18 protein-coding genes are annotated in these 14,255 nt (G+C 69.6%); 5 read left to right on the top strand and 13 right to left on the bottom strand.

The window, feature by feature from the left end; translation table 11 throughout:
- Nucleotides 1-151 precede the first annotated feature (151 nt).
- Entirely contained in the window at nucleotides 152-1,507 is a 1,356-nt protein-coding gene (locus F3K02_RS11185) for a tetratricopeptide repeat protein (RefSeq protein WP_177135679.1), read from the top strand.
- Nucleotides 1,508-1,513: 6 nt separating this feature from the next.
- On the opposite strand, the gene F3K02_RS11190 is transcribed toward F3K02_RS11185, so the two are convergent.
- Complete coding sequence (locus F3K02_RS11190; protein ID WP_177135680.1) at nucleotides 1,514-1,726, bottom strand: hypothetical protein; 213 nt, start codon at nucleotides 1,724-1,726, stop codon at nucleotides 1,514-1,516.
- A gap of 293 nt (nucleotides 1,727-2,019) precedes the next feature.
- Between F3K02_RS11190 and F3K02_RS11195 the strand changes: the two genes are divergently transcribed.
- The 3 genes from F3K02_RS11195 to F3K02_RS11205 all read left to right on the top strand — a co-directional run bounded on the left by F3K02_RS11195 (nucleotide 2,020) and on the right by F3K02_RS11205 (nucleotide 3,646).
- Entirely contained in the window at nucleotides 2,020-2,235 is a 216-nt protein-coding gene (locus tag F3K02_RS11195) for a hypothetical protein (protein WP_177135681.1), read from the top strand.
- A 42-nt stretch (nucleotides 2,236-2,277) separates the two neighbouring features.
- Nucleotides 2,278-3,045, top strand: a complete 768-nt coding sequence (locus F3K02_RS11200; RefSeq protein WP_177135682.1) for a hypothetical protein — start codon at nucleotides 2,278-2,280, stop codon at nucleotides 3,043-3,045.
- A 139-nt stretch (nucleotides 3,046-3,184) separates the two neighbouring features.
- The gene (locus tag F3K02_RS11205; protein WP_177135683.1) at nucleotides 3,185-3,646 is read left to right on the top strand and encodes a hypothetical protein; all 462 of its coding nucleotides are present in this window, start codon (nucleotides 3,185-3,187) and stop codon (nucleotides 3,644-3,646) included.
- Nucleotides 3,647-3,671: 25 nt separating this feature from the next.
- Here F3K02_RS11205 and F3K02_RS11210 read toward each other — a convergent pair whose 3' ends face one another.
- The 7 genes from F3K02_RS11210 to F3K02_RS11240 form a co-directional block, all read right to left on the bottom strand.
- A complete protein-coding gene (locus tag F3K02_RS11210; protein WP_177135684.1) occupies nucleotides 3,672-4,385 on the bottom strand; it encodes a DUF6064 family protein in 714 nt (237 codons plus the stop codon).
- A 40-nt stretch (nucleotides 4,386-4,425) separates the two neighbouring features.
- Nucleotides 4,426-5,379: an aldo/keto reductase gene (locus F3K02_RS11215; protein WP_177135685.1), complete on the bottom strand. Its 954-nt coding sequence runs from the start codon at nucleotides 5,377-5,379 to the stop codon at nucleotides 4,426-4,428.
- Between the two features lie 94 nt (nucleotides 5,380-5,473).
- Nucleotides 5,474-6,106, bottom strand: coding sequence for a DUF938 domain-containing protein (locus F3K02_RS11220; protein ID WP_177135686.1), 633 nt, complete (start codon nucleotides 6,104-6,106; stop codon nucleotides 5,474-5,476).
- 98 nt (nucleotides 6,107-6,204) lie between these two features.
- Nucleotides 6,205-6,999, bottom strand: coding sequence for a S1 family peptidase (locus F3K02_RS11225; protein WP_177135687.1), 795 nt, complete (start codon nucleotides 6,997-6,999; stop codon nucleotides 6,205-6,207).
- Nucleotides 7,000-7,028: 29 nt separating this feature from the next.
- The gene (locus F3K02_RS11230) at nucleotides 7,029-7,730 is read right to left on the bottom strand and encodes a VIT1/CCC1 transporter family protein (RefSeq protein WP_177135688.1); all 702 of its coding nucleotides are present in this window, start codon (nucleotides 7,728-7,730) and stop codon (nucleotides 7,029-7,031) included.
- A gap of 154 nt (nucleotides 7,731-7,884) precedes the next feature.
- Entirely contained in the window at nucleotides 7,885-8,409 is a 525-nt protein-coding gene (locus F3K02_RS11235; RefSeq protein ID WP_177135689.1) for a pseudouridine synthase, read from the bottom strand.
- 16 nt (nucleotides 8,410-8,425) lie between these two features.
- On the bottom strand, nucleotides 8,426-9,325 hold the full coding sequence (locus tag F3K02_RS11240; RefSeq protein WP_177135690.1) for a M23 family metallopeptidase: 900 nt from the start codon (nucleotides 9,323-9,325) through the stop codon (nucleotides 8,426-8,428).
- 106 nt (nucleotides 9,326-9,431) lie between these two features.
- Between F3K02_RS11240 and F3K02_RS11245 the strand changes: the two genes are divergently transcribed.
- Nucleotides 9,432-10,136, top strand: coding sequence for an SOS response-associated peptidase (locus F3K02_RS11245; protein WP_177135691.1), 705 nt, complete (start codon nucleotides 9,432-9,434; stop codon nucleotides 10,134-10,136).
- A 13-nt stretch (nucleotides 10,137-10,149) separates the two neighbouring features.
- Here the strand turns inward: F3K02_RS11245 and F3K02_RS11250 are convergent, their stop codons facing one another.
- The 5 genes from F3K02_RS11250 to F3K02_RS11270 form a co-directional block, all read right to left on the bottom strand.
- Nucleotides 10,150-11,388, bottom strand: coding sequence for a GGDEF domain-containing protein (locus tag F3K02_RS11250; protein ID WP_177135692.1), 1,239 nt, complete (start codon nucleotides 11,386-11,388; stop codon nucleotides 10,150-10,152).
- 119 nt (nucleotides 11,389-11,507) lie between these two features.
- A complete protein-coding gene (locus F3K02_RS11255) occupies nucleotides 11,508-11,996 on the bottom strand; it encodes a DUF1097 domain-containing protein (protein WP_177135693.1) in 489 nt (162 codons plus the stop codon).
- Nucleotides 11,997-12,257: 261 nt separating this feature from the next.
- Nucleotides 12,258-12,875: a pyridoxamine 5'-phosphate oxidase family protein gene (locus tag F3K02_RS11260; RefSeq protein ID WP_177135694.1), complete on the bottom strand. Its 618-nt coding sequence runs from the start codon at nucleotides 12,873-12,875 to the stop codon at nucleotides 12,258-12,260.
- Nucleotides 12,876-12,890: 15 nt separating this feature from the next.
- Nucleotides 12,891-13,271: a DOPA 4,5-dioxygenase family protein gene (locus F3K02_RS11265; protein WP_177135695.1), complete on the bottom strand. Its 381-nt coding sequence runs from the start codon at nucleotides 13,269-13,271 to the stop codon at nucleotides 12,891-12,893.
- Nucleotides 13,272-13,334: 63 nt separating this feature from the next.
- The gene (locus F3K02_RS11270; protein WP_177135696.1) at nucleotides 13,335-14,198 is read right to left on the bottom strand and encodes a LysR substrate-binding domain-containing protein; all 864 of its coding nucleotides are present in this window, start codon (nucleotides 14,196-14,198) and stop codon (nucleotides 13,335-13,337) included.
- Nucleotides 14,199-14,255 lie beyond the last annotated feature (57 nt).

Here is a 14,255-nt window from a genome sequence, read left to right on the forward strand (position 1 = left end):
GGCGTTTCGGCGACAAATGCCGGCGCCCTGGACATTGTCCGCGCGCCGGCGAACTTCTAGAGTACCTCCACCGGCCCCGCAGGCGCAACACCGGCCAGCAGCCCGTTGCCATGAGGGCCGGCAAACAGTGAGACACACCAGGAGCCTCTTCATGATCACCGACACCCAGGGCCACGCGTTGAGCGGCGCCACCACCGAAGCCTTGACCTTCTACGAACAGGCCGTCACGGCCTTCCAGCTCTACCGCGGCGACCCCATGGCCCGCCTGGCGCAGGCCACCGCTGCCGCGCCGCGGTTTGCCATGGCGCACATCCTCCAGGCCCACCTGCTGGCGCTGGCCACCGAGCCCGGTGCCGTCGCCATGGCGCAGGAAGCGATGCAGACGCTCCGGCAACTGCCGATGAACGAACGCGAAGCCTCGCACGTCGCGGTGATCCAGCGCGTGCTGCAGGGCGAATGGACCGAGGCCGCCCTGGCCATGGACCGGCACAACGTGCAGCACCCTTATGACATCGTGGCGCTGCAGGCCGGGCACCTGATCGACTTCTACCGCGCCAGCGCGCGCAACCTGCGCGACCGCATCGCGCGCGTGCTGCCGCACTGGTCGGCCGACATGCCGGGCCACGCCATCGTGTTGGGCATGTACGCGTTCGGCCTCGAAGAATGTGGCGACTACGCACGCGCTGAAGCGGTGGGGCGCGAGGCGCTCGATGCGCAGCCGCTGGACTGCTGGGCGCACCACGCGGTGGCGCACGTGATGGAAATGCAGGGCCGCGCGCAGGACGGCATCGGCTGGATGACCGCGCGCCAGCCCTACTGGGCGGGCGATGACAACTTCTTCAAGGTGCACAACGCCTGGCACGGCGCGCTCTGCCACCTGGAACTGGGCCAGACGGACGCCGTGCTCGCGCTCTACGACGGCACCGTGCGCCAGACGCCCAGCGCCGTGGTGCTGGACCTGGTGGACGCCTCGGCCCTGCTGTGGCGCCTGCAGCTCGCGGGGGTGGACGTGGGCGGGCGCTGGACCGAGCTGGCGCAGACCTGGGACGCACACGCCGACGGCCGCCTCTACCCGTTCAACGACTGGCACGCGGTGATGGCCTACCTGGGCGCCGACCGCGCACACGATGTGCGGCGCCTGCGCGACGCCATGCGCAGCGCCGACGGCAGCAGCGAGGTCTCGCGCTGGGCGGCCGACACCGGGCACGACCTGATCGAAGGTTTTGTCGCCCACTGGCGCGGCGAGCACGAGCGCGCGGTGCAACACCTCTACCGCGCGCGGCACATCGCCAACCGCTTCGGCGGCAGCCACGCGCAACGCGACATCATCGACTGGACGCTGACCGAGTCCGCCCTGCGCGCGGGCCAGACCGGCATGGCCGAAGCCCTGGCCCACGAACGCCTGGCGCTGCGGCCGCACAGCCCCGTCAACCGTGGGTTCCTGCGGCGTGCTCAGGCGACCGAAGCGACCTCGCGGGCAACCCGGCGGGTCGCAGAGGCGCAATGACCCGGGTCAGGCGTCCAGGCGGATCTGGCCTTCGGCCACGTAGCGCTTGAAATCGGCCAGGGGCATCGCCGCCACGCCGTGGGTCTCTTCATCGACCCAGCTCAGCGTGACGTCGTTCAGCCCCTGAACCACCTCCACCGGTCCAGGGCGGATGGCGATGTTCGGGCCGTCGCCTTCGCGGTACTCGACCTTTCCAACAATGCGTGCGGTTTGTGCCATCTGCGATGCCCTCGGGATGTGATGCGGCCATTCTTGACCCCTCCGGTTGTCCAGCGGTGGGCGCCTGGAACAAGACCGGACCTTCATCCCGAGTATTGATGACGAGGGGCGGTTCGCACCGCGCTGGCTGTGTACTTTTATGTAAGTCCCGTTGTTCAAAACGAACCACGCGTAACGACCTTTGTTCGGAGCGAACCACGCCCCCATGACCGGTTCCAAGCGGAACCCAACCGGTTTTTCCGGCGGGTTTCACCATTCCCCTGCCACGTGCAGCAACGCTGAAGGAAACTGTCATGACCGCATCCAGACTTCTCACCTCATCGGTGACCGCCCTGGCCATTGTGGGCGCCGTGGGCTGGGCCTACGCCCAGACCGCACCCGCACCGGCCGCCGAGGCGCAAACACCCATGACCACGCCTGCGGACACCACCGCCGCCACACCCGCACCGGACGCCGCGGCCCCCGCCGCCGAGATGAGCGAACCGGTGATCCGCGCCGACCGCAACTGACCCGAGGGAAGGGCGCGCCAGGTCGATCCGTTTCGATCTGGCGTGACCCGCCGTTCCACCATGGGCAGCTCTGCGCAGACCCCATCGCCCGGACCGCCGGACGCGGTCCGCCCGAGCCTGATCGAGGACATCCAGCGCGGTGTGCTGGCCGGCGTCGCCATCCTGGCGCTGGTGATGCCGCCGGCGCACCGGGTCTCGCTGCAGGCCGCTCCGGTCAGCGCGGGCCTGCTGCCCGACTTGGGCACCACCGGGGCCTCGACCGAGACCCGCCAGGTGGTCCACTGGGTGGCCGGTACCCGCGACCACCGTGGCCAGCCGTTTGTCGTCATCGACAAGAAGGCGGCCCGGCTCTATGTGTTTGACGCGGCGGCGCGCCTGCGCGATGCCACGCCGGTCTTGCTGGGCTCGGCGCCGGGCGACGACTCCGTGCCGGGCATCGGCTCGCGGCCCATCGCCGAGGTCAGGCCCGAGGAGCGCACCACGCCCGCGGGTCGCTTCCTGGGCATGTCAGGCCGCAACCACACCGGCGAAGACGTGGTGTGGGTCGATCACGGTGCCGCCGTGTCGATGCACCGGGTTCGCACCACCCAACCCACCGAGCGCCGGCTGGAGCGGCTCGCGTCGCCCTCCGTCGCCGACAAGCGCATCTCGTACGGCTGCATCAACGTGCCGGCCGACTTTTACGACGCGCACATCCGCCCGATGTTTTCGGGCCGGCATGCCGTGATTTACGTGTTGCCGGAACACAAATCGCTGCAGCAGGTGTTCGGGTTCCAGGCGCCGCCAGTCACACATGCCATGCCTTCCTGAACCGCCGCTGCGGGCGGCTCGGCGTTTGCCGTGCACTGTGCGCTGGTGCACAGACGGAACGCCGCGCGGGCGTTACCTTGTTCCGGTGATGCGGTGGCTCGCCACCGCACGCTTTCATCCCTGTTCCAAAGGAGACCGTATGTCCCTCTTGTCCCATCCCATGACCCGCGGTCTGCTGGCCACCGCTGCCCTGCTCATGTTGTCGCCTGGCGCTTCCGCGCAGTCGCGCTCGGCGATCGATGCGGCCTACCAGCAAGACCGCGCCGCCTGTCTCGACAGTGCATCGATGCACGAACGCACGGCCTGCCTGCGCGAGGCCGGTGCGGTGCGCGCCGAAGCCCTGAAGGGCCGTCGGTCGACCGGGACCTCGCCCGAAGAGCTGGCCCGCAACGCTCTCCAGCGTTGCAAGGATCTGCCGCCCGACGACAAGATGCTCTGCGAGCGCAGGGCGCGGGGCGAAGGCAATGAAACGGGTTCCGTGGCCGCCGGCGGTGTGTTGCGGGAACTGGTGACCGTGGTTCCGGCGCCGGCGCCAATGCAGGCCCCCATGCAAGCGCCGATGCAAGCCCCCATGCCAGCGCCGATGCCCGCACCCAGATAACCGGATCGCGGCACGCCAGCGCCCTTCATCGGCGGCTGGCGATGCCCGTTGGCCGCCGGTCCCATGGGTGGGGCCAGTGCCAGCGCACGGCCAGCGCGATCACGGCGGCGATCAAGGGCACCCAGCCCTGTTGTGACGCCATGGTCCACAAAGTGGCCGCGCTGACGACGCACCAGGCGACCGCCACCCCCTGCAGCGCACCCAGGAGCCCGCGCGCGAAGCGTCCTTTCGCGTCCGCGCACAGCAGCAGACCCAGGCTGCCGATCGCCGTCGGGTCGGGCGCAAAACCAAACACCTCGGCCTGCACCAGCGAACGGCCCGCGACCAGTGCGTGCAGCGGGTACAGCAGCAGCGCCCAGGCCAGCAAGCCGAGGCCGATCTCGCAGCGCAGGGGGTGGGCCGTGGTGCGCAGACCGCCGGAGCCCGCCAGTGCGAGCAGACCGAGCGCCTGCACGGCGAAGACGCCGGCCGACACCGTGGCCACCGGGTTGATGGGCGCGTAGCGCTGCAGGTGAAAACTCCAGGCCACCAGCGCCCAGCACAACGCCAGCGCCGCGATGCCCGCCCGCAGCGCGGTGTCGTTGCGCCGCAGCAGGCCGAGGCCCACGGCCAGAAAGACCAGCGTGGTCAGCAACGGCATGGGCCAGAGCGCCTGATTCTGCAGCTCGAACAGGCGCCAATAGGTGCGCGGCGCGAACATCAGCAGATCGGCCGGTCGGTAGGTCCACCATTCGCTCATGGCTGGCTCGGGGTGGCTGTGCCGTGCAGCGCGTGGGTGTTCACAGCGCCGCCACGTCCCGCGCCATGCGCGCGCGCAGGGTGGCGTCGGGCAGGCGTCCGCGCGCCGCGCCCATGTTCTGCCGCAGATGGGCCACCTGGCTGGTGGCGGGAATGGCGCAGGTGACGGCCGGGTGCGACACCACGAATTTCAGCGCCACCTGCGCCCAGCTGTCGCAATCGATCTCGCGCGACCAGCCCGGCAGCGGGTGGCCGCGCAGCTGGTCCAGCAGATCCCCCTGGCGGAACGGCCGGTTCACGATCACGGCGATGCGCCGTTCCTGCGCCAGCGGCAACAGGCGCCGCTCGGCCTCGCGGTCCAGCAGGTTGTAGGTGAGCTGCACGAAGTCGATCGCTTGCGTGCGCAGGATGCGCTCCAGCTCGGCGTGGCGGCGGCCTTCGGAGGTGCTGATGCCGACGTAGCGAAGCTGCCCCGCGGCCTTCATCGCCTGCAGCCGCGGCAGGTGTTCCTCCCAGGCCAGCAGGTTGTGCACCTGCATCAGGTCGAAGCGCGGCACGCCCCAGTGCGCCCGCGAAGCGGCCATCTGCCCGGCCCCGCGTGCCGCGTCACCCACCCACACCTTTTCGGCAGAAAACAGCGTGGCCGGGTGGCCCAGTTTCGCCAGCGCATGGCCAATCACCGGTTGCGAGGAGCCGTACATGGGCGAGCTGTCGATCAGGCGCCCGCCCTCGGCGAAAAAAGCGCGCACCACCTCGGCACGCGCATCGCGCGCCACCGGGTCGTTGCCCACGTTGAAGGTGATCCAGCTGCCCAGCCCCACCACCGGCAGCGCTTCGCCGCTGGCGGGAATGGGGCGGGTCAGGAGGCTTTGCGCGGGCTGTGCCGCGGCGCGTGTGGCCCAGGCGGGCAGGCCAGCGGCGAGCGCCGAAGCGGCCAGCCAGCGGCGGCGGTCCGGTGCGACCGGGGCTGGCGAAAGCGGGTGCGGTGGGTGCATGCGGAGCCTGCTTCAAAAGACGGCCTGTTTGGGAGCGGCCCGTGCGGCCCGAAGTTCCGGCCGGGCTTCGGCCCGCCGGGTGGACGCACCGGGGTCAGTGAAACCCGAACACCAGCAGCAGGTTGTTCGCCGGCATGGCGAGCCGCTGGCGCAGGCGCAGTCCGCAACGTGTGGCTTCTTCTTCCACCGCTTCGCGCTGGCGCAGGCCCCAGACCGGGTTCTGCGTGCGCAGGCTGGCGTCGAAGTCCCGATTGCCCGGCGAGGTGGGCACACCGTGTTCCAGGAACGGGCCGTAGATCAGCAGCAGGCCACTGTCGGCTGCGAGATGGCGGCGTGCGCCCTGCATGAGCGCCTTGCAGGCGGTCCAGGGCGAGATGTGCAGCATGTTGGCGCAGAAGATGGCGTCAAAGGGCCGCGCGAAAGCGCTGGCCAGGGTCTCTTCGTCGCTCGGCCACTGCGGCTCCATGACGTCGAGCAGACAGGGCGGGCGCACGTTGCTGGCCCCGGCCTGCCGCACCCAGGCCGCGATGGTGGGCAGGGCGGTGCTGTTCGCTTCGGTGGGTTGCCACTCCCAGCCGGGAAGGCCGGCGCCCAGCCAGGCGGCGTGTTGTCCGGTGCCCGAGGCGATCTCCAGCGCCCGGCCCCGGGCCGGCAGCAGCTCGCGCAAGGCTTCCAGAATCGGTTGCTTGTTGCGGTCGGCGGCGGGACTGAACGGCAGGGTGGCCATGGGGGTTGCTGGGGGGCGGGGCAATCTGGCAATTTATCACCAGGCACTGGCATTCAGCCAGTACCGCAGGGTGGCGTTCGGGAACCTCTGATCGGCGGTCAGCCCGGGTCGCTGGTGGTTCGGGGCGTGGTCAGGGTCAGCAGGATGTCGGCGTACCAGGCGCAGTTCAGGCCCAGCGACTCGTCGAGCACGCGGTCGCGGTTGCCCATGTCCATGCGCGACGAATGCACGCCCAGCAGCTTCCAGGGCAACTCGGCCGTCTCGGGGGTGGGCGCGGTGTCGCGCATCACCACCGCCGCGCCGCTGGTGCCGCGGTGGGTGCGCGCGTCGGTCAGGAAGAAGCCCTGCCCCTGGAAGCGGATGCCATAGGGCGAAGCGATTGCCGCCTGGCGCACCACCGGCAGGTGGTGCACGGCGTCGTGAAAGCCGAGCGGAAAACCGACCACCAGCAGCGAGGCGTCCACCGGCACGCTGGCAAACGAAGTCTGCAGGTGGGCCGGGGTGAAGGCGCGGATGATCGCGCCGGCCGGCAGCTGGCTGCGGTCCAGCTCCAGCACGGCGACGTCGATCTCGCTGCCGCCGTCGCGGCCCTGGCGCCACACCGCCGCGCCCTGGTTGTAGAGCAGCATCGAAAACCCGGTCGAGCGGGTGAGGTTGCTGGCGTCCAGGTGCACCTCGATCTCCAGCCGGTCGGGCAGGTGGCTGGTGGCTTCGTCGATCACCACATGGCGGCTGGTGACGAGGTAGAGGCGCTCGTCGCGCTGGAAGAAGAAACCGCTGGCGTTGGTGAGCGCGTAGCTGCGCAGGAAGGTGGACACGCGCGGCGCGGCCAGGAACAGCGGGTCCACCGTGGCGGTCGCGTTGCGGGGGGGTGGTGGCGAGGTGGGGTTCATGGCTGGTTCGGTATTTCTGAAGAGGCGGTTCAGACCACAGCGCCAAACAGGGCGCCCACACCGGCCGTGATGGCCATGGCCAGCGCCCCCCAGAAGCACACGCGCCAGGCGCCCAGGCCCATGCGGGCACCGCCGGCGCGTGCGGCCAGGGCGCCGAGCAGGGCAAGGAACAGCAGCGAGGTGGCGGCCACCCAGCCGATCAGGCCCGGCCCGGGCACCAGCGCCGTCACCGCCAGCGGCAGTGCCGCACCCGCTGCGAAGCTGGCGGCGGAGGCCAGCGCGGCCTGCACCGGCCGCGCGCTCAGGGTGTCTGAAATGCCCAGTTCGTCGCGCGCATGGGCGCCCAGTGCGTCGTGTGCCATGAGCTGGGTGGCCACTTGCCGGGACAGTTCGGCGTCCAGCCCGCGCCCGGCGTAGATGGCGCTGAGTTCACGGTGTTCGGCGGCCGGGTCGGCATCGAGTTCGGCCTGCTCGCGGGCCAGGTCGGCCCCCTCGGTGTCGGCCTGCGAATGCACCGACACATACTCTCCCGCGGCCATCGACATGGCGCCCGCGACCAGCCCGGCGACCCCGGTCAGCAGGATGCTGCTGTGGTCGGCGCTCGCCGCCGCCACACCCAGCACCAGGCTGGCGGTGGAGACGATGCCGTCGTTGGCGCCGAGCACGGCGGCGCGCAGCCAGCCGATGCGGTCGGTTCGGTGGCGTTCGGTGTGTCGCCAGCGGGAGGGCATGGGCAGTCCTTTGCGGTTTTTCGTCGGGCCCCAGTGTAGGGGGCCAACCCGGTGCGATCTGTCCGCTGTCGAACATACCGGGGTGTGGTGCAGGGTACCTGACCGCGGGTGTTTCTGGCCAGACCGGGCTCCTGGCGGGTCGCCGGCCGGCGATTCAGCGCCAGGTGCCCGGTGCCAGTCCGTCGAGGTTGTGGGGCCCGATGGCAGCGCGGATCAGGCGCAGCGTGGGGAAACCCACCGCCGCCGTCATGCGACGCACCTGGCGGTTGCGGCCTTCGCGAATCACCAGCTCGATCCAGGCCGTGGGCACCGCCTTGCGCACACGGATCGGCGGGTCGCGTTCCCACAGCCCTGGCGGCTCCGGCATGGCGCGGGCGCGCGCCGGCAGGGTGGGGCCGTCGTTGAGCGTCACGCCGCGGCGCAGGGCGGCCAGCGCGGCTTCGTCGGGCACACCTTCCACCTGCACCCAGTAGGTTTTCTCCATCTTGTGGCGCGGGTCGGCGATGCGCGCCTGTTCCTGGCCGTCGTCGGTGAGCAGCAGCAGGCCTTCGCTGTCGGCGTCCAGCCGGCCGGCCACGTACACGCCGGGCCGGTCGATGAAGTCTTTGAGCCCGCGCCAGCGCCCCTCGGGCGTGAACTGGCTGAGCACCCCGTAGGGCTTGTTGAAGCGGATCAGCATGGTCGGGCGCGGTCCGTCATTCGGCGAGCAGCAGCGCCGGGTCCACCATGGCTCGGTTGAGCATCACGCCCCAATGCAGGTGCGGCCCGGTGACACGGCCGGTGGCGCCCACGGCGCCCAGGCGCTGGCCCGCGTCCAGCACATCGCCGGTTGCCACGTCGATCGCGCTCAGGTGGCACACCATGCTCAACAGGCCGCCACCGTGGTCGAGCCAGACCGTCTGGCCGTTGAAGAAGTAGTCACCGGTGTCGATCACCCGGCCCGCCAGCGGCGCCACCACCGGGGTGCCGCTGGGTGCGGCGATGTCCATGCCACTGTGCGGATTGCGCGACTGGCCGTTGAACACACGCCGCAGCCCGAAGGAACTGGAGCGCGGCCCTGGCGTGGGCACCCGCATGCGCAGGCTCGCCGGCAGCGGTTCGCTGAACGCGGTGATCACCGTCTGCTGGTGGTCGCGCTCGCGCTCGAAACGCGCCAGGTCCTGGGGTGAGAGGTCCACCGTCTTCGGCTCGACCGTCAGGCGCTGCTCGGCGTAGCGCTTGGGCACCACCGTGTAGGCCTGTTCGCGCGGCGCCTGGCCGTCGATCTGCACCACGATGCGCGCCTCGCCCGGCGTGGCCGACAGCGGGATGCCCACCAGCGCAGACCATTCGATCGGGTCACCCAGCACCAGCAGAGGGACCTCGCCCGCCCAGGCCCGGGGACGCTCCTGCGACGGCCCCAGCGAAAGGCGAACGATGCCGCCCGGCACCGGCGCCACCTGGGGCAGGTTCGCCTCGGTCGCCGCTTCCCCGGCCCCTGAGGCCAGGCGCCAGTTTCCCAACAGCAGAAGCCCCACGGCGCCCGCGGCCCCCCGCACCACGGAGCGGCGGGAGCGGGTCGACAGAGCTGGTGGCACAAGGGGGTTCTGAAGCATGGGAGGCGGGTGCGCTGGTTGGAAGATCGGGCACGCCGAGCATGCCACCGATCGGACCGGTGGTGCGCCGCGGGTGGTGCGGCGCGTGGTCGGCTAGCATGGCCGCATGACCGTTCATACCGAGAGCCTGCGGCTCGCCTCCTTTTTTCCCGATGTTTTCCATGTCGAGGCCCCCGATTCTCCTGTGGGGCACGAACTCTGGCCGCGCATGCCCGGGGTGTTCATCCGCAAGGCGGCCGCTGCTGTGGCCGAACCTGTGGAACCGGCGGAACCGCAGGAACCACAGCCATCGCCCCCGCTGGTGCGCGAGCTCGTGGTCGGCCAGTTCGGCCTGGTGCCGCGCTGGGTGAAATCGGCGTCGGACGCCAAGCTGCGTTCGCCCAAGCTGGTCAACGCGCGCTCGGAAACCGTGACCACCTCCAACAACCTGCGCGAAGCCTGGCTTGCCGGGCAGCGTTGCATCGTGCCGATGATGGCGTTTTTTGAAGACGACTTTCGCAGCGGCAAGGCCGTGCCCACGCGCATCAGCCGTGTCGACGGTCAGCCCATGGGCGTGGCGGGCCTGTGGGAAAGCTGGACCGGCGCCGGCGGCGAAACCATCGTCAGCTACACCCTGCTCACCGTCAACGCCAACAGCCACGCCCTGATGCACCGCTACCAGCAGCCCGGCAGCGAAAAACGCATGCCCGCGGTGTTGAACGAAGGGGGCTACGACGCCTGGCTCAACGCCGCCCACCCCGAGAAGGCGCGCGAGTTCCTGCGCGCCTACCCGGCCAACTGGCTGACGGCGAACCCGGTCGAAAAAAAGTAGTTGTCCGCGCGCCTCAGCGCAGTGGTTGCGGCGCGGTCACGATCTCGTGCTCGGTGGTCGCATCGGGTCCCTGAGGGCGGGACCAGTTGGCGATTTGCGCCAGCGCCAGGCGCTCGGCCTCGTTGAGGATGTCCATCGGCTTGGCGTGTGCGGGCGCGTGCGTGACGACCCCGATGCCCAGGCGCGGCTGGAACGTGTGGTGCACCTGTTTTTCATCCACCACCGACAGCGACTCACCGACCATGAACCGCAGATGGGCCAGCGTCTCGTTCAGCGGTGCGGCGTGTTTGTCGGTGAACATCACCACCACAAAACAGCGCGGGTGGTACTGACCCACCACACAGCGAAAACCGGCGGCACGGCGCACGCGCGCCGCCAGCGTCACCAGGATCTGGTGTTCCACACCCGGCCCGGCCGAATCGGTCAGCTCGTAGAGGTTGCTCACGTTCACGCAGATCACCGAGCACTCGCCCTGCTGACGGGCGGTGCGCCAGAACACGTGTTCCACCTCGGCGATCAGGGCCGAACCGGTGTGGAGCCCGGTGACCGGGTCGGCGCCCTGTTGCACGCGTGAGAGGCGGGCCAGTTTGCGGTTGTGCCGGTTGCGCAAAATGCCCAGCACCGTGGCCGCGAGGAAATACACCATGGTGATCACGGCCGTGAACAACCAGAAGCCCGAGCCCAGGCCCGGTGCGTCCAGGCCGCGCAGGTAAAGGCCGCTCACCATGGCCGCCAGGCACACGATCGCCAGCAACATCCAGCGCGCCAGCGGGTCGCCCCGCCGGGTGGCCCGGATGACCGCGACCATCGCCAGCAACACCGGCACCATGTTGACCACCGCCGCCGCCAGCAGCACCGGGCGGAACTGGTCGCTGGACACCTGGCTGGCCAGCAGCGCCAGCACCACCGCGGCCAGGAACACGGCAGCGCCGCCCCAGGCGGTCAGGCGGTGCACCAGCGGGTCTTCGCGCTCCCCGCCCAGCCAGCTGCCCAGGTAATACAGGGCCACACCACCCGCCAGCGGCCCCAGGCTGGCCTTGAGCACCATCAGCGGGTGCCCGGGCAGAAACGGAAACAAGGCCTCGGGCAAACCCGTCATGACCACGCAGCTCGCGCCGGTGAGCACCACGAACAGCAGGTTGCGTATGGAGCCCCGGCTGCGGCTGCCCAGTGCGTCGCCCAGCGCCAGCGCCGCCAGCGTCAACAGACCTCCGAGCATGGCCGACCAGATGGCGATTTCAGAAACAGGCATGCGGCCGATTATGGCGGCGCTGCCCGTGGAGTCCGGGGGGGATGTGCCCCCCCGTTTTGTCACGCTTTTTCATATTGGGCGGGATCACCTTCCCCCGCCCGGGGTTTGTGCGTGCCCGTTCAGGCGGGCTTGGTCATTTTGCCGGCCAACTGCTCAGACAACCAGCCAAAACCCGCACCCACGGCGATCGACAGGATGGTGGGCAGGATCGCGGCCGTGGGTGTCATGTCCTTGCCCAGCAGGATCAGGCCGGCGACGCTGGCGAAGCCGTACACGCTGGACGGGATGGTCGACAGAAACGGCAGGTGCGCCGCCAGCACAATCACCGCCGCACCCAGGCCCACCGCCACGGGTGCCGCGAGGCCACCCAGCGCGCCCAGCGACCCGATCAGCATCACCGAGGCCATGCCCACCAGCGCACCAAACGACATGCAGACCACGGTCTTCACCAGGCCATCCGATTTGCCGCCGTTGTGAAAGAAGCTGGCCCAGGCCACGAAGGCTTGCCACACCTGCATCTGAAAAGCGGCCAGTGGCCCAAAAAACAGCCAGGTGGCGGCGACGGCCAGCAGGCCGATGGAAATGGCCAGTGCAAATAACAAAGTCATTGATGTCTCCTCGTTGGTGGAATAAAAAAACGCCCGTCCCAAAAAGGACAGGCGTGGCCAACGAGTCAATTTCCATGCCATCGCGCACGGATTCGCCAAGGTTTTTCTCAATATGAGAACGTCCCTGATTTGATGGCGCTTTTTATCTGCGGGTGCGCGTCGCGGGGTCGCCAGGCACCTGTGCCGTTCCACAGCAGGTGTCCGTGAACGGAACAGGCGGAACAGGCGGACCAAGGGGCCGCGGGATCGGGTGGAGCAGTCTCACAAGGTCTGCCGGTAGCGCTCCAGCATCTGCGCCTGTGTCTCCACCGGCGCGTCCGCGCTCAGGCGGTCGCCGATCTGGTCGCGCAGCATCTCGCCCATGCTCGGCATCACCGAGCGCTCCACCTGGCGGCCCGCGTCCCAGAGGGAAGAACGCATCAGCGCCTTGGCGCAGTGCAGGTAGGACGCCTGCACCGTCACGCGGATCACGAGTTTGGGCACACGGCGCGCGTCGGTGCAGCGCTCCCGGTCGGCCTCGTCGGTGGTGAGCATCGCGCGGCCGTTCACGCGCAGCGTCTCGTCCATGCCCGGCACCAGGAACAGCAGGCCGATCTGGCCGGTCTGCACGATGTTTTCCAGCGTGTCGAGCCGGTTGTTGCCCGGCGCGTCGGGGATCAGCAGCGTCTGCGGATCCAGCACTTTCACGAAGCCCGGCTCACCGCCGCGCGGCGACGCGTCCAGCGCGCCGTTCGCCCCGGCGCTCGACAACACCACCAGCGGCGAGAGGCCGATGAAGCGCGTGGCGTGCACGTCCAGCTGCGGCAGTTCTTTCAGGGCCGAGCGCTCGCGCACCGGGTCGTACAGCGCGCGCAGCGCTTCAAGCGAGGTGATGTTCATGGGCTGCTTCAAGGCTTACAGGTCGTAGGTCACCGAGCGCTCGGGCAACACGTTCAGGTCCAGCGGGCGCACCGCGCCCATCCACAGCGCGCGGTCGCGGTGGTCCACCAGATCGTTGCCGGTGATCGGGTGGATGAACACCACCAGACCGCCGCGGTGCAGCGTCAGCCAGGGGATCACGTCGGCGAACAGGGCGGCCTTGAAGGCCAGCTGGCAGCTCCAGTCCGGGTGCGGGCCCACCGGCTTCTCGTGCACGCGGCCCATCTTCAGCGGGAACCGGGCGGCGGCCGCTTCGCACAGCGTGCGCGCCTGCGCCAGCGTGTCGGCGTTGAAATACACGTGGGCGTGCCAGCCGTGGATGACGGTGTCGGGGGGAGGGGTGGTGGCGTCGTTCATGCGCGGCATGATGGCAGATCCGGGTTGTTTGCGCACGCGACGCGCAGGAGGCCCCATCACCGCTCAGGCGGGCTTGCTCAGGGTCTGCAACACCAGCTCGTGGAGTGCATCCACCGCCGGGTTCGTGCGCGAGGCCTTGCTGCGGTAGACCGCCACCGCCATGGCATCGAGCGGTGGCAAGCCCTGGCGCTCCCCCAGGATCACCAGGTGCGGCGGCGCGCTGCAGCGCGTGAGCACCGCGATCGCCAACCCACTTTCCACCGCCGCCAGCTGACCGGGCAGGCTGGAGCTGTTGTAGACCACCCGGTAGGCGCGCCCCTGCGCCTCCAGCGCCGCGATGGTCGAGCGCCGCGCCAGGCTGCTGGGCTCGTACACCGCGATCGGCAGCGGCGTGTTGCGCCAGACCTCGAACTGGGGCGCCCCGATCCACACCAGCGGCTCGTGAAAGAGCAGGGTGCCGCGACGCTGGTGGTCGCGCGAGACCAGCGCCAGGTCCAGTTCGCCGCGTTGCACCTTGGGAATGAGCGAGGTGGACTGTTCGCAGTCCAGCACGATCTCCACCGCCGCGTGGCGTGCCGCGTAACTGCGCAGCACCGGCGTGAGGTAGCTGGCGGCGTAGTCATCGGGCACGCCCAGGCGCACCTGGCCCGAGAGCGTGGGGCCGGTGAGCGCCGTCAGCGCTTCGCCGTGCAGCGCCAGGATGCGCCGCGCATAGCCCAGCAGCTCGGTGCCCAGCGGTGTGAGGCTCAGGTGCCGCGGTCCGCGGCGCAGCACCGCGCCGCCCACGGCTTCTTCCAGCTTCAGCAACTGCATGCTCACCGCCGATTGCGAACGGTGCACCTGCGGCGCCGCCGCCGAAAGCGAACCGTTGTCCACCACCGCCACAAAGGCGCGGAGCCAGTCCATCTGCAGGTCGGTGCGGGCCATGGGCGTTTTGATTGAATTCGATTATCGAATGAATGGAATGTGAATTATCCGCTTTAC

Source organism: Hydrogenophaga aromaticivorans, from assembly GCF_013387465.1.
In the GTDB taxonomy this organism is placed as follows: domain Bacteria; phylum Pseudomonadota; class Gammaproteobacteria; order Burkholderiales; family Burkholderiaceae_C; genus Hydrogenophaga; species Hydrogenophaga aromaticivorans.